At 62.3% G+C, this 21,184-nt stretch carries 21 protein-coding genes; 7 read left to right on the top strand and 14 right to left on the bottom strand.

The window, feature by feature from the left end:
- Positions 1–130: 130 nt before the first annotated feature.
- Positions 131–760 (bottom strand): hypothetical protein, encoded by a 630-nt coding sequence (locus G489_RS0113815; RefSeq protein WP_029042025.1) that lies wholly within the window; start codon positions 758–760, stop codon positions 131–133.
- Positions 750–1,592, bottom strand: a complete 843-nt coding sequence (locus tag G489_RS0113820; RefSeq protein WP_029042026.1) for a prephenate dehydratase — start codon at positions 1,590–1,592, stop codon at positions 750–752. Before G489_RS0113820 ends, G489_RS0113815 begins: the two co-directional genes overlap by 11 nt.
- A 301-nt stretch (positions 1,593–1,893) precedes the next feature.
- Between G489_RS0113820 and G489_RS22610 the strand changes: the two genes are divergently transcribed.
- Positions 1,894–3,279 carry a c-type cytochrome gene (locus tag G489_RS22610; protein ID WP_081691588.1) on the top strand — a complete coding sequence of 462 codons (1,386 nt, stop codon included), beginning with the start codon at positions 1,894–1,896 and terminating at the stop codon, positions 3,277–3,279.
- A gap of 114 nt (positions 3,280–3,393) precedes the next feature.
- A complete protein-coding gene (locus tag G489_RS0113830; RefSeq protein ID WP_162142438.1) occupies positions 3,394–4,344 on the top strand; it encodes a 2-hydroxyacid dehydrogenase in 951 nt (316 codons plus the stop codon).
- Between the two features lie 3 nt (positions 4,345–4,347).
- Here the strand turns inward: G489_RS0113830 and G489_RS0113835 are convergent, their stop codons facing one another.
- Positions 4,348–5,706, bottom strand: a complete 1,359-nt coding sequence (locus tag G489_RS0113835) for a leucyl aminopeptidase family protein (protein ID WP_029042028.1) — start codon at positions 5,704–5,706, stop codon at positions 4,348–4,350.
- 177 nt (positions 5,707–5,883) lie between these two features.
- Here G489_RS0113835 and G489_RS20670 point away from each other — a divergent pair, with 177 nt between their 5' ends.
- Positions 5,884–6,660 (top strand): tetratricopeptide repeat protein, encoded by a 777-nt coding sequence (locus tag G489_RS20670; RefSeq protein WP_155889408.1) that lies wholly within the window; start codon positions 5,884–5,886, stop codon positions 6,658–6,660.
- Between the two features lie 105 nt (positions 6,661–6,765).
- On the opposite strand, the gene G489_RS0113845 is transcribed toward G489_RS20670, so the two are convergent.
- The 8 genes from G489_RS0113845 to G489_RS0113880 form a co-directional block, all read right to left on the bottom strand.
- Positions 6,766–7,752: a type II secretion system F family protein gene (locus G489_RS0113845; RefSeq protein WP_029042029.1), complete on the bottom strand. Its 987-nt coding sequence runs from the start codon at positions 7,750–7,752 to the stop codon at positions 6,766–6,768.
- Between the two features lie 18 nt (positions 7,753–7,770).
- Positions 7,771–8,748: a type II secretion system F family protein gene (locus G489_RS0113850; RefSeq protein ID WP_029042030.1), complete on the bottom strand. Its 978-nt coding sequence runs from the start codon at positions 8,746–8,748 to the stop codon at positions 7,771–7,773.
- Between the two features lie 15 nt (positions 8,749–8,763).
- A complete protein-coding gene (locus G489_RS0113855; RefSeq protein WP_029042031.1) occupies positions 8,764–10,263 on the bottom strand; it encodes a CpaF family protein in 1,500 nt (499 codons plus the stop codon).
- A 26-nt stretch (positions 10,264–10,289) separates the two neighbouring features.
- Positions 10,290–11,546 (bottom strand): AAA family ATPase, encoded by a 1,257-nt coding sequence (locus G489_RS0113860; RefSeq protein ID WP_029042032.1) that lies wholly within the window; start codon positions 11,544–11,546, stop codon positions 10,290–10,292.
- A gap of 47 nt (positions 11,547–11,593) precedes the next feature.
- Positions 11,594–13,024, bottom strand: a complete 1,431-nt coding sequence (locus G489_RS0113865) for a type II and III secretion system protein family protein (RefSeq protein WP_051332658.1) — start codon at positions 13,022–13,024, stop codon at positions 11,594–11,596.
- A 19-nt stretch (positions 13,025–13,043) separates the two neighbouring features.
- Entirely contained in the window at positions 13,044–14,036 is a 993-nt protein-coding gene (gene cpaB / locus G489_RS20675; protein WP_051332659.1) for a Flp pilus assembly protein CpaB, read from the bottom strand.
- 133 nt (positions 14,037–14,169) lie between these two features.
- Positions 14,170–14,673 (bottom strand): A24 family peptidase, encoded by a 504-nt coding sequence (locus tag G489_RS0113875; RefSeq protein ID WP_029042034.1) that lies wholly within the window; start codon positions 14,671–14,673, stop codon positions 14,170–14,172.
- 210 nt (positions 14,674–14,883) lie between these two features.
- Entirely contained in the window at positions 14,884–15,078 is a 195-nt protein-coding gene (locus tag G489_RS0113880) for a Flp family type IVb pilin (RefSeq protein ID WP_029042035.1), read from the bottom strand.
- 357 nt (positions 15,079–15,435) lie between these two features.
- On the opposite strand from G489_RS0113880, the gene G489_RS20680 reads away from it, so the two are divergent.
- From G489_RS20680 to G489_RS0113900, 4 genes are all read left to right on the top strand, one after another.
- Positions 15,436–15,891, top strand: a complete 456-nt coding sequence (locus G489_RS20680) for a pilus assembly protein N-terminal domain-containing protein (RefSeq protein ID WP_051332660.1) — start codon at positions 15,436–15,438, stop codon at positions 15,889–15,891.
- 168 nt (positions 15,892–16,059) lie between these two features.
- A complete protein-coding gene (locus tag G489_RS20685; protein WP_051332661.1) occupies positions 16,060–16,611 on the top strand; it encodes a TadE/TadG family type IV pilus assembly protein in 552 nt (183 codons plus the stop codon).
- On the top strand, positions 16,611–17,183 hold the full coding sequence (locus G489_RS21980; RefSeq protein WP_051332662.1) for a TadE/TadG family type IV pilus assembly protein: 573 nt from the start codon (positions 16,611–16,613) through the stop codon (positions 17,181–17,183). The genes G489_RS20685 and G489_RS21980 overlap by 1 nt, the downstream gene beginning before the upstream one ends.
- 84 nt (positions 17,184–17,267) lie before the next feature.
- On the top strand, positions 17,268–17,897 hold the full coding sequence (locus G489_RS0113900) for an HAD family hydrolase (protein WP_029042036.1): 630 nt from the start codon (positions 17,268–17,270) through the stop codon (positions 17,895–17,897).
- 87 nt (positions 17,898–17,984) lie between these two features.
- Here the strand turns inward: G489_RS0113900 and upp are convergent, their stop codons facing one another.
- The 3 genes from upp to deoA are packed head-to-tail and all read right to left on the bottom strand — an operon-like array spanning position 17,985 to position 21,183.
- Positions 17,985–18,614 carry a uracil phosphoribosyltransferase gene (gene upp, locus G489_RS0113905; RefSeq protein WP_029042037.1) on the bottom strand — a complete coding sequence of 210 codons (630 nt, stop codon included), beginning with the start codon at positions 18,612–18,614 and terminating at the stop codon, positions 17,985–17,987.
- Complete coding sequence (locus G489_RS0113910; RefSeq protein WP_029042038.1) at positions 18,611–19,855, bottom strand: phosphopentomutase; 1,245 nt, start codon at positions 19,853–19,855, stop codon at positions 18,611–18,613. Before G489_RS0113910 ends, upp begins: the two co-directional genes overlap by 4 nt.
- Positions 19,855–21,183 carry a thymidine phosphorylase gene (deoA, locus tag G489_RS0113915; RefSeq protein WP_035872810.1) on the bottom strand — a complete coding sequence of 443 codons (1,329 nt, stop codon included), beginning with the start codon at positions 21,181–21,183 and terminating at the stop codon, positions 19,855–19,857. The genes G489_RS0113910 and deoA overlap by 1 nt, the downstream gene beginning before the upstream one ends.
- Position 21,184: the final 1 nt, after the last annotated feature.

The raw sequence follows: 21,184 nt of genomic DNA on the forward strand, positions 1-21,184 counted from the left end.
GCGGGAGTGAATTGACTGATTTCGTTGGCTTTCCTTGCGTTTTCACAAGGATTTACGGCAGAAACGGCCGCTACCGCACCGGTGAAAAGGCAGTGCTCGCCGCCGGGCAGACGCGGGCTTCGGGCACGGATTATCCACTGCCGGGGCTTTCCCGCGTCGCATCCCCCTTGCCGCCCAGCGCCCTGATGACCTCGGGCAACAGCTTTACAGGCAGGCTCGGATTGCTCCGCCAGGGTGCATAACCAAGCGTCAAGACCACACCGAACAGCGCCAGCATGAGCGTTGGCAGGGCCGCTTCAGCATTGAAGTCCCCATGCCGCATGACGCCGAAAAAGAACAGCGCGAGCGAGCCCGCCAGGCTGAGCGCGCCGATGACGAAGATCGCGATCTTTGCGCCGCCATGCTCGCCAATCGTCACCGGCAGGTCCGGATTGATGTCGGCAAGGTCCTCGCCCACGGCCTCGAGCAAGGCGAGATGGGTGGTTTCCGCCTCGCCGCCCGGCAAGATGTCGGCGGTGCTGTTGATCCCGATATGGTGCTTTTGCCCCTTGGCGATCAGATCGAGCCGGCGGTAGCGCACACCGCGCACGGTCTGATCGACGAGCGCTGCACGGGTGACCCCGCGGAGATCGAGTGTCCAGTTGACCTGTCCACCTGGCCGGTAGCAGGTGAGCGCATGATCGGCGAGCACGAAGCGGATGGCTGCGGCAGCCATCGCAGGCTTGAAGGTGAATTCTCTTGTGTCCCGCTCAGCGGCCATTGTTCCCCGGCGCCGGCGCTTCGGGATAAACGCCGAGGATCTTCACGAAGTCGGTGAAAAATCCGAGTTCCTCAAGCGCCAGATGAACGCCGCGATCTTCCGGGTGCCCCTCGATATCGGCATAAAACTGTGTGGCGTTGAAGGAGCCATCGACCATGTAGCTTTCGAGCTTGGTCATGTTCACGCCGTTGGTCGCGAAGCCGCCCATGGCCTTGTAGAGCGCGGCTGGCACGTTGCGCACGCGGAAGACGAATGTCGTCTTGACCGGGCCATTATTCGCAGGCGCCTCGTCCTTTTTCGGTGACATCACCAAAAAGCGGGTGGTGTTGTGGCTTTCATCCTCGATATCCGGGGCCAGGACCTCGAGCCCATAAGTCTCTCCAGCCAGCCTTGATGCGATTGCGGCGACCGACTTGTCGCCTTTCTCGGCGACAATGCGCGCCGACCCGGCTGTATCGACGGCATTTATGGTGGTCAGTCTGTGCTTGTTGATGAAACGTCGGCACTGGCCGAGCGCCACGTTGAGGCTCATGACCGATTTGACGTCTTCCAGACTGGTCCCCGGCAAGGCCAAAAGGTTCATGCGGACCCGGTGGTAATGCTCGCCGATAATGAAGAGGCCGCTCTCGGGCAGCAGGTGGTGGATATCGGTGATGCGGCCATAGAGCGAATTTTCCACCGGAACCATGGCGAGATCCGCCGCCCCGGTCTGGACCGCTGTGATCGTCTCCTCAAAGGTCACGCAGGGAAAGGGCTCGTCCTCGGGAAACCGTTCGGCGACCGCCGAATGCCCGAATGCCCCCAACTCGCCCTGAAACGCGATCTTGCGCATAGCCTACATCCTGATCATCAAATGGCGCGGCACTATTGACGGGCGGCCCACGCCAAGTCAATTGCGGCCAACGCGGCCAGGTCAATCGCGCCCTGATCGGGTGCAGGCTTTGCAAGGGCTGGAAAATCCGGGGGAATTGTCGCACCCTCGGGGCGGGATATTGCACCGCTCAAGGCTTGACTATATGGTCCGCGCGCGGCGCGAAAGCCCCGCAAACAATGGCGCTTGCCTTGAGGTGAGTCGCTGCTTAGGCCGACACTCTCCGGCAATCGGACAAATTGGGTTGGGAGAAACCGCGAAAATGGATTCCTTTGAGTGGAACAAGATCATCGGCGCTGTTCTTGGCACGCTGCTTTTCGTGATGGGGGTCGGCTTTATCGCCGAAGCCATCTACCACCCGATTGAGGACCGGGGCGTGGGCTACGCGCTGCCGGGCGAAGAAGAGGGCCATGGCGGCGAGGCCGTCGAGGAAGAGCCCGAGCTTCCCCTGCCGGTTCTTCTGGCGAATGCCGATGCCGGCGCTGGCGAACGCCAGTTCGCCAAATGCAAGAGCTGCCACGACCCCGCCGAGGGCGGCGCCAACAAGGTTGGCCCGGGCCTGTGGGATGTGGTCGGCCGCGAGATTGCGAGCCATGAAGGCTTCTCCTATTCGACGGCCATGGTCGAACATGCCAATGACTATCCGGCATGGACCTATGAGGCGCTCGACGAATTCCTGGCCTCGCCCAAGGATGCTGTTCCGGGCACCAAGATGAGCTTTGCCGGCCTGTCGGACCCCGAAGATCGGGCTGATATGCTGGCCTATCTGCACACGCTGTCGAACAATCCGGTCGCCTTCCCCGAACCCGAGGCCGCGCCGGCCGAAGAGGGAGCGGCCACGGACGAGGCTGCGGCCACTGAAGACACTGGTGACGAAACCATGCCTTCCGAGACCAGCGAACAGATGGCTGAGGAATCCAGCGAAGCGTCGGCGGAAGATATGGCCGCCGAAGAGGAAGCCGAGCCTGCACCGGCAGATGTCGTGACCGAGTCGCCCGCCTCGACCGAGCCCACCGAAGGTGAAGCGGTGAGCGAGGAAGTGGACGCAGCCGGTGAAGCCGCCGACAGTGCGGCTGCCGAAGAACCTGCGATGGCAGAAGAACCGGCGATGGCAGAAGAGCCCGCAGCCGCTGATGATGCCGCCATGGCTGAAGAGGCGCCCGCTGAAGACGCGGCGGCTCAAGACACGGCAACCGAAGCACCTGCTGCAACCGAAGCACCTGCTGCAACCGAAGCACCTGCTGCAGCTGACGACGCTGCGATGACTGAAGAAGCCCCTGCTCAGGCAACCGGGCTCGCAGCTCAGGTCGCCAGCGCTGATGTCGCCGTTGGAGAGCGGCAGTTCGTCAAGTGCAAGGCCTGCCACGATCCTTCGCAGGGTGGCGCCAACCGCGTCGGCCCGCCGCTCTGGGACGTTGTCGGCAATGAAGTTGCCTCGCATGACTATGCCTATTCGAGCGCAATGAGCGACTATGCGTCCGAGCAGGGCACCTGGACCCTTGAAGCGCTGGATGCCTATCTGACCGCGCCGCGTGATGTGGTTCCGGGCACCAAAATGACTTTTGCCGGGCTGAAGAAGGAAGATGAGCGGCACGCCGTGCTGGCCTATCTCCACTCGCTCTCGGAGAACCCCGCCCCGCTCGAATAGGGCTGGCAAATCCTCTCCCGATCTGGTTTCAAGGGCCGTGGCGACACGGCCCTTTTGTTTTGCGACAGGGGGACCATGGCGCCGATCGAGGTCCAACGGAATAAAGGGATGCCCATGAGTCTGCTTCTCTGTCTTGGTGATATCGATCCGGTCAATTGGCGGAAGGCATTCAAGGCGGCCCTGCCTGATCACGTGGACGTCGTGACCCGCGACGATGCCGATTTCGACCCGTCGGCCGTGCGTTACATGTATGTCTGGAAGCCGGCAGCGGACGCCTTCGACGGGCTCGACAATCTCGAGGTGATCTTTTCGCTCGGTGCCGGGGTTGACCCGATCGTCGCGCATCCGAAACTGCCGCGGAACGTCCCGCTATCGCGCTTTGTCGACGAAGACCTGACGACACGGATGACCGATTACGTGGTCGCGCAGGTGACCCTGCATCAACGTCAGACCACCTATTATATGGCGCTGCAGAAGGCGCGCGAATGGGTGCAGTATTACCCGCCGGCGGCCAATGAATGCCGCGTGGGGATCATGGGACTGGGCGCGCTCGGCGCAGATGCCGCCGAGAAGCTTGTCGGCCTTGGTTTCACGGTTCTCGGCTGGTCGCGCAACCACAAGGATCTGCCGGGTGTTGAAAGCTTTGCCGGTCCCGGTCAGCTCGACGCGTTTCTGTCAAAGACCGATATTCTGGTTTGCCTGTTGCCCCTCACCGAAGATACCCGCGGCATGCTCGACTATGAGCTATTCACGAAACTGCGGCGGGATGGTCTCAAGACCGGGCCAGTGGTCGTCAATGCCGCGCGCGGAGGGCACCTGATCGAAAAGGACCTGGTGCGCGCGCTTGAGGACGGCACGCTCGGAGCGGCCAGTCTCGATGTGTTCGAGGTTGAGCCGCTGCCGGGTGACAGCCCGCTCTGGGCAATCGAAAACTGCCTGATCACCCCGCATATCGCCGCCATCTCGTCGGTGCATCGCGGGGTGCGCTTCGTGGTCGACGGCATCGCCCGGCACGAGGCGGGCGAGCCGCTTGAAAACCTTGTCGACCTCGATGTCGGCTACTGATCCCTAACTGGCGGGATAGCGCTCCTTGAGCACCTGGTAGGCGGCGCGCAGGCCCTGATCCATGCCGCCGACCGTGCGCCCGGCACGCGGTTCCGGGGTCCACGAATAGATGTCGAGATGGGCCCAGGCCGGGGTGTTCTTGACGAAGCGCTTGAGGAACAGCGCGGCAGTGATCGCGCCGCCATAGCCTCCACCACCGGAGATGTTGTTGGTGTCTGCAACTTTGGACGCCAGCAGCCGGTCATAACCCGGCCAAAGCGGCATGCGCCACAGCGGGTCGTCGACATCGAGGCCGGCTGCCATCAACTCTTCGGCAAACACGTCATCGGTCGAGAACAGGGCGCCGATATCGGGACCGAGCGCCACCCGGGCCGCGCCGGTCAGCGTTGCCATGTCGAGGATCAGCTCGGGAGATTCACTGTCGGCCAGCGTCAGTGCATCGGCGAGGACCAGCCGCCCCTCGGCATCGGTATTGCCGATCTCGACGGTTTGCCCGCCCCGTGCCGTCAGAATGTCCCCGGGCCGGAAAGCGTTGCCCGAGATCGCGTTCTCGACCATTGGCACCAGCACCTTGAGCCGAAGCTTCAGACCTGCCTGCATAATGGCCTGCGCCAGTCCCAGGATATTGGCGGAGCCACCCATATCCTTTTTCATCAAGAGCATGTTGGCGGGCGGTTTGATGTCCAGCCCGCCCGTATCGAAGGTCACACCCTTGCCCACCAGGGTGACCTTGGGATCGCTTTCCTGACCCCAGGTCAATTCGACTAGCCGGGGCGCTTCCGCAGATGCCTTGCCGACGGCATGGATCATCGGGAAATCCTCGGCCAGCAGATCTTCGCCCTTGATCACCCTGATGCTGGCGCCGCAACGCTTGGCGAGCTTGCGGGCTTCGGCTTCGTAGTTTTCGGGGCCAAGGTCATTGGCCGGGGTGTTGACCAGATCGCGGGCAAGGGCCGCCGCGTCATAAAGCCGGTTCACTTCATCGGCGTCCGCGCTGTCGGGCAGATCGAGCTCGATGGCCCCCTCACCCTTCTTGTAGCGCTCGAAGCGATAGGCCCCGAGCCTGAAGGCGAGTGCTGCCTGGGTGGCATCGCCGATATCGCCATCAAGCGCATAGCGACCGGGCTGCAGATTGAGCGACGCCAGGCCAGCGACCATAGGGCCGCGCTCCTCGGGCTTGCCGATGCCGAACAGATAGCCTGCGCAGTGCCCATTCGCATCCGGCAGAGGCAGGAGCCGCCCGAACTGGCCATCGAATTTGAGGCGGGCCGCCCACAGTTTTTGCGCCTCGCTGAGACTCGAATCGGCAAGGTCGCCAGCGGCGACAAAATGAATAGGCAGGGCTTCGGGCGTGTCGGGCATGAGGGGACTCGCTAAGGGATAAGGGGGAACAGGCGGGGTTGAGATGTAACGCCGCTGGAGGGCCGAGGCAAGCCGGCGCAAGATCGCGGGCAAGCCCATTTAACCGAGTGTTAGGGTTAATGATCTATTGCTGGGTGATGCCGGCGATCCTGCCGGCGCGTTGGTATCGAGGCCCAAGTGCTGAGCGTAAAACCCTTCCCCAGGCATAGCCTGCGCGCCATGGTTCTGGCCGGTGTTGCCGCCGTGGCGCTGAGCGCCTGTGCCAGCAATCGCAGCCAGGTTGCGTCCCCCGATTTCTCCGGCATCAGTGCCGAACAGGCCCGCACAAGCGTTGCCCAGCTACAGCAGCAATACGAGGCCAACCCGCGCGACAAGCGCGTGGTGATTTATTACGCAGCGGCTTTGCGCGCAGCCGGACAGCCAGGTCAGGCGGTTGCCGTTCTCCAGCAGGCCACGCTGCAGCATCGCGGCGATACCGATATCGCTGTCGCCTATGCCAAGGCGCTGGTGGCCGCTGGCAATTTCCAGCAGGCGCTCGAAGTGATCGACCGCGCCATCCGGCCCGAGGCACCCGACTGGAACGCGCTCAGCGTCAAGGGCGCAGTGCTTGACCAGATGGGTCGGAATGAAGAGGCGCGCGCGCTTTACCAGCAGGCGCTGGTCACGGCGCCGAATGAAGCGTCGCTCTATGCCAATCTCGGACTTTCCTACGCCATGACCGGCGACCTCGTCGCCGCGGAGCGCAATCTGAGGAAAGCCGCCTCCATGCGCGGTGCCAGCACCCAGGTGCGCCAGAACCTGGCGCTGGTCGTCGGGCTCAGCGGTAATTTCGAGGAAGCCCGTTCACTTTATGCGCGCGAGCTACCGCCCGAACAGGTCGAAGCCAATATGGCCTATATCCGGGCGCTGCTGACCCAGCAGAACCGTTGGGACCTGATCAAGGGCGAAGGCTGAGCGTCAACCTCCCCTTACCTCGGCAATGCACAAGTTACCTCGGCAATGCACAAGGCGCCGCAAGCGGCGCCTTTTTTGCGTCAGGATCGCCAGGGGTGATCCGCGTCAGCCGAGATAGCCGCGGTTGACCAGGTCGATCATTGCCGGGGCAATGATGACGATGAACAATACCGGCAGGAAGAACAGAATCAGCGGCACGGTGAGTTTCGGCGGCAGTGATGCTGCCTTCTTTTCAGCTTCCGACATGCGCATTTCACGGCCTTCTTCGGCCATCACGCGCAGCGCGGTGCCGATGGCCGTGCCGTAACGGTCGGCCTGGATAAGGCTGGTCATCACTGTCTTGACGTTGTCGATACCGGTACGCCGTCCAAGGTTCTCAAAGGCGCGAGTCCGGTCTTCGAGAAAGGACAGTTCTGCAGTGGTGAGGGTGAGCTCTTCGGCCAGCTCCGGGCTCTCGAGGCCGATCTCCTTGGAGACGCGCTTGAAGGCGTGCTCGATCGACATCCCGGCCTCGACACAAAGCAGCATCAGATCGAGACAGTCAGGCCAGGCCCGTTTGATCGATTGCTGGCGCTTGATGATCCGGTTCTTCAGCAGGATGCCGGGCAGGTAATTGCCCAGAAGGCCGATCCCCAGCGCGTAGAGCAGCACGATGAACAGCGCTGCATCGCGCAGCACAAAAAACTTGAGGTAGACGAAAGACAGCGCGAACAGCGCCAGCGGGGTGACAGAGCGCAGGAACAGGAACGTGGTCAACGGCCCCTGCCCGCGCATGCCGGCATTGGCCAGCTTGTCGGCCGTGGTCCCATCATCGAACGCTTTTCTCAGCGAGAAGCGCTCGACCACCTGCTTCATGTAGCCGCGAGAATCGGCGTTCCGGACGCTGCGCTTTTGCTGGTTCTCGCCGCGCAGGCGCGCGATTTCCTGACCGCGCAGGCGTTCGCGTTCGAGCGCGACCTTGCGAATGCGGCCCTTCATGTCGGAACGGTCGAAGAACTGCGCTCCGAAGGTGAAGACGACGGCTGCCGCGGCAATGGCGGCGAACAGGGCAACCAGAAAGTCAGGATCGGTCAGACGGTCGACAATGCTCATGGGGTCCCGCCCTCGCCCTTACACATCAAACTGGATCATGCGGTTCATCACGAAGATCCCCAGGGCCATCATCACGGCGGCAACACCGAGCCAGAGATAGCCGAGTGTGGTGGAGATGAGTGGCGCCATATAACCGGGAGACACCAGCGACACGAGGCCCGCCACAACGAAGGGCAGTGCGCCGATGATCATGGCCGAGGCCTTGGCCTCGGAAGACATGGCCTTGACCTTGGCGTGCATCTTCTTGCGGGCGCGCAGCACATTGGCGAGGTTCGACAACGCTTCGGAGAGATTGCCGCCGGCCTGTTGCTGAACGGCGATCACCACGACGAAGAAATTTACCTCAGGCAGCGGCACCCGGTCATAGAGGATCTCGATCGCCTCGCTCATGGGCTTACCCACCGACTGCTGATCGAGAATGCGGGCGAATTCGGTCTTCACCGGTTCGCGGGTTTCCTTGGCCACGACCTTGATCGAATCGTTCAGCGGCAGGCCCGATTTCACGCCACGCACGATGGTTTCCACCGCGGTCGGCAATTCATCGAGGAATTGTGCCTGGTAGCGCCGGGTCTGACGCTTGAGGAACCACATGGGACCGAGATAACCCCCTGCCAGGCCGAAAACCGGCACGAAGTAGAGCGGAATTTCGATAAACCAGGCGATGACGCAGATGACGAGGCCGAGGATGACGGCATTGCGCACAAAACTGCGGGCCCGGATCTTCATGCCGGCCTGATAGATGCGCTGCTGCAGGCCCGCTTTCTTGCGCTTCTTCTCAAGCGCCTCATTCTGGGTCTTGAGCGCCTGCTGAACGGTGCGCCGACGGGTATCGCGCTGTTTCAGATTGGCCTGGGCCTGACGCAGGTCCCCGTTATCGCGCTTGAGCGCTTCCTTGCGTTTTTCAGCCCGGGAATCGCCCACCAGTCCCGGCACCAGCGCAAACGCCAATGCGCCGATGGAAACGGCAGCGAGGAGGGCGAGAACAAGGGGCGACATGAGGGCGGTATCCGATCAGGCGATGTTCTGCTGGTGTTCGATGTTCGAGGATTCGAGCGCTTCGACGAGCGCCGCTTCCTCGTTGAAATAGCGAGCTTTTTCGGTGAAATGCGGCTTGGTGATACCGGTCGAGTGGTGATAACCGGTCAGGTTCGAGTTCTGGTCCTCGCCGGTGATCTTGTAGAGGAACACGTCCTGGGTGACGATCACGTCCCCTTCCATACCCAACACCTCGGAGATGTGAGTGATGCGGCGCGACCCGTCACGCAGGCGAGCGGCCTGAACGATCACGTCGATCGAAGAGACGATCATCTCGCGAATGGTGCGTGAGGGCAGCGAATAGCCACCCATGGTGATCATGGATTCAAGGCGGCTGAGGGCCTCGCGCGGGGAGTTGGCGTGCAGCGTGCCCATGGACCCGTCATGGCCGGTGTTCATGGCCTGCAGAAGGTCAAACGCTTCCGGGCCACGCACCTCGCCGACGATGATGCGCTCAGGACGCATACGCAGGCAGTTCTTGACGAGGTCGCGCATGGTGATCTCGCCTTCGCCTTCGAGGTTGGGCGGGCGGGTTTCGAGGCGAACCACATGGGGCTGCTGCAATTGCAGTTCTGCCGAGTCTTCGCAGGTGATGACGCGCTCGTCCTTCTCGATGAAGGCGGTCAGGCAGTTGAGAAGCGTCGTCTTGCCCGAACCGGTACCGCCCGAGATCAGGATATTGGCGCGGACCCGCCCCAGCACGCGCAGCACCTCGGAGCCTTCGGGTGAGATCGAACCGAACTTGACCAGCTGATTGAGGGTCAGCTTGTCCTTCTTGAATTTACGAATGGTGAGCGCGGGACCATCGATCGAAAGCGGCGGCGCGATCACGTTGACACGAGAGCCGTCCGGAAGGCGCGCGTCGCAGATCGGCGAGCTCTCGTCGACCCGGCGGCCGACCTGGCTCACGATGCGCTGACACACATTCATCAGGTGAGAGTCGTCGCGGAAGCGCACATTGGTCAGGCGCACGCGGCCGCTGACTTCGATGTAGCAGCGCTGGGACCCGTTGACCATGATGTCGGCGATGTCGTCGCGCGCCAGCAGCGGTTCGAGCGGCCCGTAGCCGAGAACATCGTTACAGATATCCTCGAGCAGGTCCTCCTGCTCGGCGATCGACATGACAATCGATTTGAGCGAGATGATCTCGGCGACGATGTCGCGGATTTCCTCGCGCGCGGATTCGGAATCCATCGTCGCGAGCTGACTCAGATCGATCGAGTCGATCAGCGCGTTGAAGATCGAGGACTTGGTCTGGAAATACTCGGCATCATGCGAACGCTCGGGACCGGAGACGTCGACAACGTCCTCCGATTTCGGCTTGCCGGTGGCGGGCTTGGCGGCCGCCGGGTCGGCGGCGCCGGGTGCCGGGGTTTTTGCAGCGGGGGCCTTTTCCGCAGGCGGCTTCATGGGCGCCGGTTTGGGCGCGGCCGCATTCTGCGTGTTGCCTCCGAAGCTTGTGCGTTTGCCGAACATTTGAACTCGCTACTCGCTTGTGTGGATCAGGCCAGCTTCAGCTTCTTGAGGAAGCCGGGGAGCTTGCGGCCGGACCGTTGATCGGCGGTGCCTGCGGAACGGCCGGCCACGCGCATCGCAATGGTGTTGAACGTGTCGTTGATCTTGTGGCTCGAGGAGACCTCGGCAATCATCTGCCCATTATTGGCGGCGGTGCCGAACAGGGCCGGCTCGAACGGGATGGTGCCCACGAGCTGCACGTCGATCGAGGACGCGAATTCCTTGGCCGAGATTTCCGGCCGTTTGGGAATACCGGCCTGGTTGATGACCAGGGTCGGCTCGGTCTCGGTCGGGCGCATCGCCTTCAGGATGTCGACCAGGTTCTTGGCGTTTCTCAGATTGGCGAGATCCGGCTCGGCCACGATGACCACTTCATCGACAGTCGAGAGCGTGTAACGCACCCAGGCGTTCCAGGTGTGCGGCAGGTCCAGAATGACGGCAGGCACCTGCCGCTGTGCGATCTCTACAATGTGCTCAAAGTCCCGCTCTCCGAAATCATAGGTGCGGTCCAGCGTGCCCGGAGACGTCAGCAGATTGATGTGATTGGCGGCCTTGGACATTAGCCGGTCGATCATCACATCGTCGATCTTTTCCTGTGCGAACACTGCGTCAGCCAGCCCGTTGGGCGGATCCTGGTTGAAGTTCAACCCCGCAACGCCGAACGGAAGATCCATGTCGAGGATCAGAACATCCTGCCGCACGGTCTGGGCCAGCGCCCAGGCGGTGTTGTGGGCAATGGTCGAACAACCCGAGCCGCCCTTTGCGGAGACGAAGGCGATCGTGCGGCCGATCGGGGATGCCCCGTCGGCGACGAACAGATCGGCGATGGTGTTCACCAGCGTCGCCACATCGGTGGGCATGACGAGGTATTCGGAGACCCCCGAGCGCACCAACTCGCGATAGAGCATGACATCGTTGGTGTGGCCGATGACCACGACCAGCGTATTGGGGTCGCAGACCTCGGCAAGGCGCTGCAGCGCACCGAGGATTTCGGCTGCGGGCAAAGCCGTCTCGAGGATGATCAGGTTGGGCGTGGGGTTGGTCTTGTAGACCTCCACGGCCGCATCGATGCCCCCGTTGTGGGTGGTCAGCGCCACTTTCGACATGCGGCGGTCATGGGCAGCGGATTCGACCAGCTGCGCGGTCTGCGAATTCTGGCAGAACGCCTGGATGGTGATCCGCGGCACAAGCCGTGCGCCGGTTGTCATTTCTGCCTGGTTGGGGTCGTTCGGTGATCCCTGCATCGCGTCCGTACTCTCGTTCCTGGTCCTGTGGTCGGGGGGGTCTGTGCTCAGTCGAGCACGAAGCCGACCTGACCCTGATAAACTCCGCTCTTGGTGCCCTCGATGCCGTAGACCGATTCAATGTGCCCGAGGAAAGCCGCTTCCGCATCGCCGGCCAGCTGCACCTGCTCGGTGGGCAGGGTGAAGTCTTCGCGCCGGCCCGGCTCGGTCAGATAGGGGGTCACAAGGATCAGCAGTTCGGTCTGCGAGTGCACAAAGTCACGCGAGCGGAATAGCGCCCCAAGGATCGGAATACGCCCGATACCGGGAAGCTGGTTGAGCTGCTGGCGCACCTTGTCCTGGAACATGCCGGCGATGGCCAGCGTGCCGCCTGAGGGCACCTGCACACTGGTCTTGGCCCGACGTTCCTTGGTTGCGGGGATGGTCAGCGCCCCGGCAGAGAAACCGCCTTCGGTGGTGGGTTCGGAAACCGAGGTATCCACCTCAAGCGAGATCATGTTGTTGGTCTCGACCACCGGCGCAAATTTCAGTTTGACCCCGAATTCCTTGAATTCGAACAGGATGTCATTGCCGTCGACACCGGTCGGCACGGGGAACTCGCCACCGGCGAGGAATTCGGCCTCTTCGCCCGACTTCGCGGTCAGGGTTGGAGAGGCGAGCGTGCGCACCGCGCCGTTCCGCTCGAGCGCCTTGAGGGTCGCTTCAAGCGTGAAATTGCCGATGCCGAGATTGGCCGACAGGGCGTTGGAAGTGACGACATTCGAGGCACCGCCAAGACCCGGGGTGGAGACAAGGCCCGTCGTCAGCGCGCCGGCATTGACCGAAGCGTCGAGATTGATACCGAGCTGGCGGATTGCTTCACGCGAGACCTCGGCGACCATGACCTTGAGCATGACCTGCTGCGAGCCGTCCACCGAGATCACCGAAACCACATTGTCTTCGCTGCCCGCGAACTGGGCGGCGATCTTGATGGCCTGGGATTCGTCATTGGTGGTGCGGGCGCGCCCGGACAGAACGATGCGATTGTCGAAGGTGTCGACGCGCACCTGAACACCGGGCACCAGCCGCTGGATCGTGGCGGCGAGCCCGGTCGCATCCTGGCCCACGCTGACATCCACAACGGCGATCGTGTTGCCGGCTCCATCGAGGAAGAACACATTGGTTTCCCCGATCGAGTTGCCCTGCAGGATGGCGCGGCGCTTGGAGCGCATGATCGCGCCGGCGACCTGCGGCTGGGAGACAATCACCTCCTGCGCACTGACCGGCAGGTCGATGATCACCGATTTATTGAGCGGTACATCCACACGGTGCTGACCACCTGTATTGGCGACCCGCAGATGGCTCGAACTGGCTTCAGCCGGCACAGTGGCGACGATGCCCGTGGCGGAAAGGCCCAGAATGAGGGCCGCTAGGGTTCCGCGCGCGGGCCGCAGCAGCGGCCGGATGAGGCTCGAAATGGAAGGAATACGCATCTTCATTTTTCGTGCTCCTGCCCGATCACTGCAAGGCCGGGGGTGGTGGCGTTTCGTTGCCGGCTGACGACGGCGGAGGCGGCGGCGGGGGCACATCGCCCGAACTGCCGCCCGGTGCGCCGCTTGCAGGCGGGGACGCGGGATTGAAGATCTGCGGCGCGATGGATTCGTCCTGCGGCGCCTGTGTCGTGGTCTGCTGTTCGGCGCGGGTGTCGGCCTGGATGGCCTGCTCGACGCCGTAGCGGATCAGGCGGATGGCGGCACCGCTGCCATTGGCGCGGTTCAGTTCGGTCGGCTCGCCGAAATCGACCACCGAGCGCAGGACCAGCGATAACGTACCGATCGAGCGGGCATTGATGATCACCTCGGCCTGGCGGGGGTCGAGTTCGAGGGTGGCGATGGTGGTCTCCGAGAAACGGCGGCTGCGCGGCGTTTCGGGATCTTCTTCATCGTCGACCGTGCCGGTGGCCCCTGCCTCACCGAGGCGGGACCCGATGGCCATGACGCGAACATTGGCGAGAATGGTCTCGGAAACTTCGCCATTCGGCGTGCCGCGGGTCAACACAACGTCGACGCGGTCATTGGGCACCACGAAGCCGCCCGAGGCAGAATCGGCGCGCACGGGCACCGAAACCCCGCGCATACCCTTTGAGATGACGGCAGAGAGATAGCCCTGGCTGGAGCGTACCAGCTTGGCTTCCAGGATCGGTTCGCCGCGGAAGATCTCGAAACGGGCAACGGTGCCCACGAGCTGTTCGGGCGCGTCGGGCAGCTCGGAGTTGGTCGTATATTGCGGCTGAACACCGGATTCGGGCCAGTTCTGCCAGGCAGTGTCCTCCAGGCCAAGGCGTTCGCCGACACCGATGGTGCGGGTGGCAACCAGCACCTTTGCAGAGGGCGCCTCGATGGATGTCACGATCTGTTCGGGTGCAGGCGGCTCGCCACGCGTGGCAAAATACGCTGCCAGTCCCCCTGCTGCGATGGCGATGACGAGAAGCAGAATACGCGCCGGCTTCATGACCCTACCCTAAACTTGTCGCTGCACGGCTTTCGCGCAGCTTGGCTTGGGGCCAGTTTCGGGCCAAAGCGTCAAAACTTGGTTAATGCTAGGTTTTTCAACAAAGTTAACCGATTACTACAAATGCGACCGGTCAGAGGCCAAGTGCCTTGAAAATCGGCAGTTGCGGGAACAGCAGCAGCGCTGCGGCTGCCAGCGCAATGCCGTAGGGCACGCCGGTCTTGGGGTCGTGCAACCGGGCGATCCACTCGATGCGGATCAACCCGACCGGAAGCGGAAACCGCCGAACGCCCAGCAGCAAGAGAGTGAGAACACCGCCCAGGATTCCGGCATAGGCCAGATAGGGCAAAGTCATCGGCCAGCCCATCCACAGCGCGGTCGCCGCCGCGAACTTGGCATCACCACCGCCGATCCAACCAAAGGAGAACAGAACGAAGGTGATGACGAGTACCCCGAAGCCTGTCGCCAGGTGCATACCCCATTCCTCGAGCGGAAATCCTGCCGCCAGGGCTGCAACCACAAAACCGAGTGCGGTCACCAGCACCAGCCAGTTCGGAATGCGCATGGTCAGCAGGTCATAGGCCGCGGCAAAAGCCATGCACATGGGGAAGATCAACAGGATGACGGAGTTGAGCATAGGACCGCGGATCCGGATCGCTGGTATTGATGGAGTCGGAGCGGCGGGATCCCAGAGGTCTCACCGTTGCCACCAGTGTGGAGCGGTTATGGTTAGTCAAAGGTAAACCCGGCGCATGAGCGCACGAAAAAGGGAGGCTTTCGCCTCCCTTTCAAGCGGATAAATCCGATTTCCGGTCTGAGACCGGCAGGTGCCTCACGGCAGCAGCGATTATTCTTCTGCCGTACCCAGTTCACCAGCAGCAGTATTCATCTTGCCGCCGAGACCGTTGAATAGGTTGCCCAGGCCGTCACCAAGGGTGGTGGCGGCTGCAATGATGCCGACGCTGATCAGGGCCGCAATAAGCCCGTATTCGATCGCGGTAGCACCGGACTCGTCCTTAAAGAAACGGGCCATGGTGGTCATTTGCTTGCTCCTATAACTCCACGTCGTCGTATGACTACAGTTCGACTGTCACGCATCGAACGTGGGGCTCACGCTAGTCGTGGTTCCTTGAGATAGGGTTAATTCGCAAGCCGCGAAATCAATCACACCAAATGAAATCACTTATGCTTATCAGAGTATTAGCGGGAAATCTAAAAGGCGACACATCAGCAGGCGGGGATTCGGCACCCTTCCCCCTCACGCGTGCGCGATAACTAATAAAGCAAACCTGGCACCCCGAACCCGACCGGAATCGAGGGGCAAATGCCGCCTTTGCGATTTATTCACCATTCCGGTTCAGGATGCCCCGGCGTATCAGTGGGATCCGGGAAGAGTATCATGTCGCCCAGAGCCGTTTTCATCAGTGCCGTCGCCGCGTTGGCCATCTCGCTTGGAACACCGGCCGTACAGGCCGCCGGACCAAGTGGCGAACTCAATGTGATGATGAACATGGCCAGGGTGCTGCGGCTGCCCAGCGCCGCCACCACGGTGATCGTGGGCAATCCGGGGGTGGCCGACGTCACCATCCAGGATCCGCAGACACTGATCCTGACAGGCAAGAGCTATGGGCGCACCAATCTGATCGCGCTCGACGAGGTCGGCAACCCGATCGCCGATCTGCAGCTCGAGGTCGTGCGCGGGGATACCGAGCTCGTGACCGTGTTCCTGGGCTCCGCCCGCACCACCATGGCCTGCGAGCCCGACTGCCTGCCGGTGATCATGGCGGGTGATGATTCCGGCTTCACCGCGGCAACCATCAGTTCCTCAAAAATGGTCGAGCAGAACGCACGCTAGACCGGTTCAGCGTCAAGCGGAATCGCTGCACGGGTCCAGCCCATGTCCTTATTGCGTTTACGCCCGGTTAACCAAGCCAGCCGACGCCACGCAATTGCGTGCCGTGCCGCAAGGCCCGCTTAAGCATTAAACCCTTACATTGCCCGGCAAACAGCTTGTGGACGCAAGATGGCATTGCCCCGATTTCTCAAGAGCTTCTCTGCGGGTCCGAAGGCCCGGGCGCTCGCGCGCGAGGACAGCGGTGCGACCGTCATCGAGTTCGCCATCCTGGCGGTGCCCTTCTTTGCCCTGATCGCGGCGATCCTCGAGACCGCCTTCGTCATGCTCGCCAGCCAGGTCCTCGACAGTGCGGTAAATGATTCAACCCGGCTGATCCGCACGGGCCAGGCCCAATCCGCCGGCTTCACCATCAACGAATATCGCGATGCGGTGTGCGAAGGCACGTTCGGGCTGTTCGACTGCTCGAAACTCAAGATCAAGGTGCAAAAGATCACCAGCTTCACCAATGTCGACGATTATGCGGACAGCCCGGTCGACGAGGACGGCGAGTGGACCATCACCGAGAGCTATGCCGCCGGGCAGCGCTTCGACATCATCTATGCCCAGGTCTATTACAAGTGGCCGACGATCTTCGATTTCCTCAGCTTCAATCTCGCCGACCAGCCTGACGGCACCCGTCTTCTGGGCGCCGCCCGCGTATTCAAGAACGAGCCGTTCTGATGCTGACCCGCGCACCCAAAACCGAACCGCTTCTCAAGCGCATCCGCCGCTTCTTCAAGCAGTCGCATGCGGTGGCCGCGGTCGAATTCGCGCTCGTCTTCCCGTTCATGCTGTTCCTTTATGTCGGCACGTCCGAACTCGGTCAGGCGATCATCGTCGACCGCAAGGTGACCGTGGTTTCTGCGGGGCTTGGCGACCTTGTGGCGCGGGTCAATTCCAGTTTCAGCATGGCCGAGTTGAACGACTATTTTGCCGCCGCAGAAGCGACCATGGCGCCCTATGACGCCACCGATCTGAAACAGGTGGTGACCTGTGTCTATGTGAACGCCTATGGCGCGACCAATATCGTGTGGAGCAAGGGCTATAATGGCGGCACCCCGCACACCAAGAACACCACCTACCCGCTCTCAACCGAGATGAAGAACATCTCCAAGGACGGCTATGTGATCGTGGCGGAGACCGAATACGAGTATGTGCCGCTTCTGGGATATGTCTTCGAAGACGGGTTCACGCTCTATGAAGAGAGCTTCTTCGCCCCCCGCTACGGCAAGAAAATCAACGAGCCGAGCTGACGGCATCGCCCCGTCCGACAGGCCTGACGGCTGTCAAGAGAGTTTCACTTTCCGATCCGCCGCGGCTGTGTCATCACATAGATCATGACAACTCCCCTGATCCCGGTTTTCGATCTTGGCGGCGTGTTCGTCGATTGGAGCCCGCGCCACCTCTACGAGAAATTCTATGGCGACGCCGACAAGGCGCGCTGGTTTCTCGCCCATGTCTATTCGGACAAGTGGAACCTTGAATTCGACGCCGGCAAGCCGTTTGCCGAAGGCGTGGCCGAACTGTCGGGCCGGTTTCCCGAACACCATGAAGCCATCGAGGCGTTCGACACTCAGTGGCGCGACACGGTGGGCGGGTTCTATCACGATACCATCGCCTTGCATGCGGAGCTGGTCGAGGCGGGCTTGCGGACCTATGCGATCACCAATTTCTCGGCCGAGAAATTCGCCATCGCCATGCGCGAATGGACGTTTCTGAGGCAGTTCGACGGGATCGTGGTGTCCGGCACCGAGCAGTTGGTGAAACCCGATTATCGCATCTATTGGCGGCTGACCGACCGGTTCGGACTCGATCCTGCGCAATGCGTGTTCATCGACGACAGCTATCCCAATATCGCCGCCGCCGAGAAGATCGGCATGAGGGCCATCCACTTCACCGGCGCCGCCGATCTGCGCGAACGGCTGCGGGACCTAGGCCTGCCGCTGTCAGCGGCGGCCGCGGAGTAGCTGTCTCACACGCACAGCGTCAGACGGAATCGCCGAACCGGAACCAATCCCCGTCCAAGCCGGGGACATGCTTCACCTGGGAATGCGCTAGCGTGTCCCGTACATGCGGTCACCCGCATCCCCGAGGCCGGGCACGATATAACCATGCTCGTTGAGATGGCTGTCGATCGAGGCGGTATAGACCGGCACATCCGGATGCGCCTCGGTGAAGCGCTTGAGCCCTTCAGGAGCCGCCAGAAGGCACTGGAACCTCAGATTGTTGGCGCCACGGCGTTTGAAGCGATCAACGGCGGCGATGGCCGAATTGGCGGTCGCCAGCATCGGGTCAACCACGATCACCAGACGGTCGGCAATGTCGGAAGGCGCCTTGAAATAGTATTCAATGGCTTCGAGTGTCTCATGGTCGCGATAGAGCCCGATATGGGCGACGCGGGCCGACGGGACCAGATCGAGCATGCCCTCAAGCAGCCCGTTGCCGGCCCTCAGGATGGAAGCGAAAACCAGCTTTTTGCCCTTGAGCTTGGGCGACTGCATCTCGGTGATCGGCGTTTCGATCTCGACATCCTCGACTTCTAGATCGCGGGTCACCTCGTAGCACAGCAGCAGGGAAATCTCCCTCAACAGCCGGCGAAAGCTCGCGGTCGAGGTATCCTTGTTGCGCATCAGGGTCAGCTTGTGCTGCACAAGGGGGTGATTGACGACGGTGACGTTGTTCATGAAGCGGATCCCCTTCGTGCGGCTTTCAGGAAGTCGGTGCCGTGGCGTCCGGGCGCGAGCCCGAGCCAGGCGGCGACGCTCTCACCAATATCGGCAAAGGTGCTGCGCGCGCCAGCGCTACCGGTCATCAATTGGCCGCTCATACACAGAACAGGCACCTGTTCGCGGGTGTGATCCGAACCGCGCCATGTCGGATCATTGCCGTGATCGGCGGTCAGGATGACGAGATCATCGTCCCTGAGGACGGCAAACAGTTCGGGAAGGCGCGCATCGAACGCTTCGAGCGCACCGGCATAGCCCGGAACATCGCGGCGATGGCCGAAATCGGTGTCGAAATCGACGAAATTGGCAAAGACGAGATCGCCGTCATGGGCCATCTCCACCGCTTCGAGAAGCTTGTCGAACATCTTCATGTTCCCCGGCCCCTTGAGCTTGTGGGTTATGCCGTGGCCAGCGAAGATGTCGATGATCTTGCCGACGGCGAAGACATTGCGCCCTGCGTCCACGGCCCTGTCGAGCACGGTCGGTTCGGGCGGCGGCATGGCGAAATCGCGCCGGTTGTGGGTGCGCTCGAAGGTCTCGGCCGTTTCGCCGACAAAGGGGCGCGCGATGGCGCGTCCGACATTGAGCGGATCAACCAGTTCGCGGGCGATCTTGCACAAATCATAAAGCCGCTCGAGGCCGAAATGAGTCTCGTGCGCGGCGATCTGCAGGACCGAGTCGACGCTGGTGTAGACGATCGGCTTGCCGGTTCGGATGCTTTCCTCGCCCAGCTCCTCGATGATCGCGGTGCCCGAGGCGTGGCGATTGCCCAGGATCCCCGGCAGATTGCCGCGCTCGATCAGGGCGTCAGTGATCTCTTTGGGGAAAGTCGGTTCGGTATCGGGGAAATAGCCCCATTCAAAGGGCACGGGAACACCGGCGATTTCCCAATGACCGGAGGGAGTGTCCTTGCCCATCGAGACCTCGCGGGCATGGGCCCAGACGCCGCCGAGCTGATTGCGGGACAGGCCTGGCGGCAAGGTGCCGGTGGCGCCTTCGGCGGCAAGGCCAAGTCCGAGACCATCGAGATTGGGCAAGGTGAGAGGACCGGCGCGCAGACCGTCGCGGTCGCCTTTGCCGGCGGCACAGGCTTCCGCAATATGACCGATGGTTGCCGCGCCCTCATCCCCGAACTTGTCCGCATCCGGCGCGCCGCCAATGCCGACGCTGTCGAGAACGATGAGAATGGCGCGGGGCATCAGCTTTTCGCCTCCGGATAGATCTGGCCAAGAATGAGCGGGGTGACGGGCGCCGCATCGCCGAGCTGATAGGCTTCGCGCAGGCGGCGGGCGGCCTCGCTGGCGGTGGTTTCGTCGCGGGCATGGATGCGCGCGATCGGGGTCTTGGGCCCGAGCCTTGCGCCGATGGGCTGCAGCCGGTCGAACCCGACGGCATAGTCGACAGGATCGGACGGCGCGCGGCGGCCGCCGCCCAGAACGATCACGGCCATGCCGACAGCCTTGGTGTCGATACCGGTCACGACGCCCTCGCCATCGGCATGCACATCACGGATGATCGGGGCTTCCTCGAGGTGGTCATCGAAACGCTCGATGAAATCGGCCGGTCCGCCCAGTGTCGAAACCATGTGACCGAAGATCTCTGCTGCCTTGCCGCCATCCAGCGCGAGGGACGCCTTCTGGCGGGCTTCCTCGACATGGCTTTCGAGCTTGCCGAGAACCAGGGCGTGGGCACAAAGGTCGAGCACCACGTTGCGCAGCCGCTCGTCCTGATGCGCACCCGTGAGGAACTCGACCGCATTGACGACTTCGAGCGCATTGCCGGCGGCGCTTGCCAGCGGCTCGTTCATGTCGGTGATCAACGCGGCAGTCGCAACGCCTGCGCCATTGGCGACATTGACCAGGCTTTCGGCAAGGCTCTGCGCCTCGGTGGCGGTCTGCATGAAGGCGCCGGTGCCGGCCTTGACGTCGAGGATCAGCGCGTCGAGCCCGGCGGCGAGTTTCTTTGACAGGATCGAGGCGGTGATCAGCGAGATATTCTCGACCGTGGCCGTCACATCGCGGATGCCATAGAGGATCTTGTCGGCGGGTGCGAGATCATTGGTTTGCCCGATAATGGCGCAACCGACTTCCTTCACCGTCTTGCGGAACAAGGTGTTGTCCGGCGCGGTCTGATAGCCGGGGATGGCGTCGAACTTGTCGAGCGTGCCGCCAGTGTGGCCGAGCCCGCGCCCAGAGATCATGGGCACGAAGGCCCCGCAGGCGGCGAGGATCGGCGCCAGCATCAAGGAGACATTGTCGCCCACCCCGCCGGTCGAATGCTTGTCGAGGGCCGGGCCGCCGAGGTCGGACCAGTCGAGCACGGTGCCGCTGTCGCGCATGGCCGTTGTCAGGGCAATGCGTTCGTCGAGCGTCATGTCGCGGAAATAGACCGCCATCGCAAAGGCCGAAGCCTGTTCAGGCTTCACCGAGCCCGCAGTCAGCCCGTTGATGAAGTGGCGGATTTCAGCTTCGTCGAGCTCGAGACCGTCGCGCTTCTTGGCGATGACCTCCTGGGGCAGAAACACCATA

Origin of the sequence: Cucumibacter marinus DSM 18995, assembly GCF_000429865.1 — a bacterium.
GTDB lineage: Bacteria > Pseudomonadota > Alphaproteobacteria > Rhizobiales > Devosiaceae > Cucumibacter > Cucumibacter marinus.

Bases quoted from the DNA above. Each gene is read 5' to 3' on its own strand.
- G489_RS0113815 (WP_029042025.1), bottom strand. From the start codon at position 760: ATGGCCGCTGAGCGGGACACAAGAGAATTCACCTTCAAGCCTGCGATG.
- G489_RS0113820 (WP_029042026.1), bottom strand. From the start codon at position 1,592: ATGCGCAAGATCGCGTTTCAGGGCGAGTTGGGGGCATTCGGGCATTCG.
- G489_RS22610 (WP_081691588.1), top strand. From the start codon at position 1,894: ATGGATTCCTTTGAGTGGAACAAGATCATCGGCGCTGTTCTTGGCACG.
- G489_RS0113830 (WP_162142438.1), top strand. From the start codon at position 3,394: ATGAGTCTGCTTCTCTGTCTTGGTGATATCGATCCGGTCAATTGGCGG.
- G489_RS0113835 (WP_029042028.1), bottom strand. From the start codon at position 5,706: ATGCCCGACACGCCCGAAGCCCTGCCTATTCATTTTGTCGCCGCTGGC.
- G489_RS0113845 (WP_029042029.1), bottom strand. From the start codon at position 7,752: ATGAGCATTGTCGACCGTCTGACCGATCCTGACTTTCTGGTTGCCCTG.
- G489_RS0113850 (WP_029042030.1), bottom strand. From the start codon at position 8,748: ATGTCGCCCCTTGTTCTCGCCCTCCTCGCTGCCGTTTCCATCGGCGCA.
- G489_RS0113855 (WP_029042031.1), bottom strand. From the start codon at position 10,263: ATGTTCGGCAAACGCACAAGCTTCGGAGGCAACACGCAGAATGCGGCC.
- G489_RS0113860 (WP_029042032.1), bottom strand. From the start codon at position 11,546: ATGCAGGGATCACCGAACGACCCCAACCAGGCAGAAATGACAACCGGC.
- G489_RS0113865 (WP_051332658.1), bottom strand. From the start codon at position 13,024: ATGAAGATGCGTATTCCTTCCATTTCGAGCCTCATCCGGCCGCTGCTG.
- cpaB (WP_051332659.1), bottom strand. From the start codon at position 14,036: ATGAAGCCGGCGCGTATTCTGCTTCTCGTCATCGCCATCGCAGCAGGG.
- G489_RS0113875 (WP_029042034.1), bottom strand. From the start codon at position 14,673: ATGCTCAACTCCGTCATCCTGTTGATCTTCCCCATGTGCATGGCTTTT.
- G489_RS0113880 (WP_029042035.1), bottom strand. From the start codon at position 15,078: ATGACCACCATGGCCCGTTTCTTTAAGGACGAGTCCGGTGCTACCGCG.
- G489_RS20680 (WP_051332660.1), top strand. From the start codon at position 15,436: ATGTCGCCCAGAGCCGTTTTCATCAGTGCCGTCGCCGCGTTGGCCATC.
- G489_RS20685 (WP_051332661.1), top strand. From the start codon at position 16,060: ATGGCATTGCCCCGATTTCTCAAGAGCTTCTCTGCGGGTCCGAAGGCC.
- G489_RS21980 (WP_051332662.1), top strand. From the start codon at position 16,611: ATGCTGACCCGCGCACCCAAAACCGAACCGCTTCTCAAGCGCATCCGC.
- G489_RS0113900 (WP_029042036.1), top strand. From the start codon at position 17,268: ATGACAACTCCCCTGATCCCGGTTTTCGATCTTGGCGGCGTGTTCGTC.
- upp (WP_029042037.1), bottom strand. From the start codon at position 18,614: ATGAACAACGTCACCGTCGTCAATCACCCCCTTGTGCAGCACAAGCTG.
- G489_RS0113910 (WP_029042038.1), bottom strand. From the start codon at position 19,855: ATGCCCCGCGCCATTCTCATCGTTCTCGACAGCGTCGGCATTGGCGGC.
- deoA (WP_035872810.1), bottom strand. From the start codon at position 21,183: ATGGTGTTTCTGCCCCAGGAGGTCATCGCCAAGAAGCGCGACGGTCTC.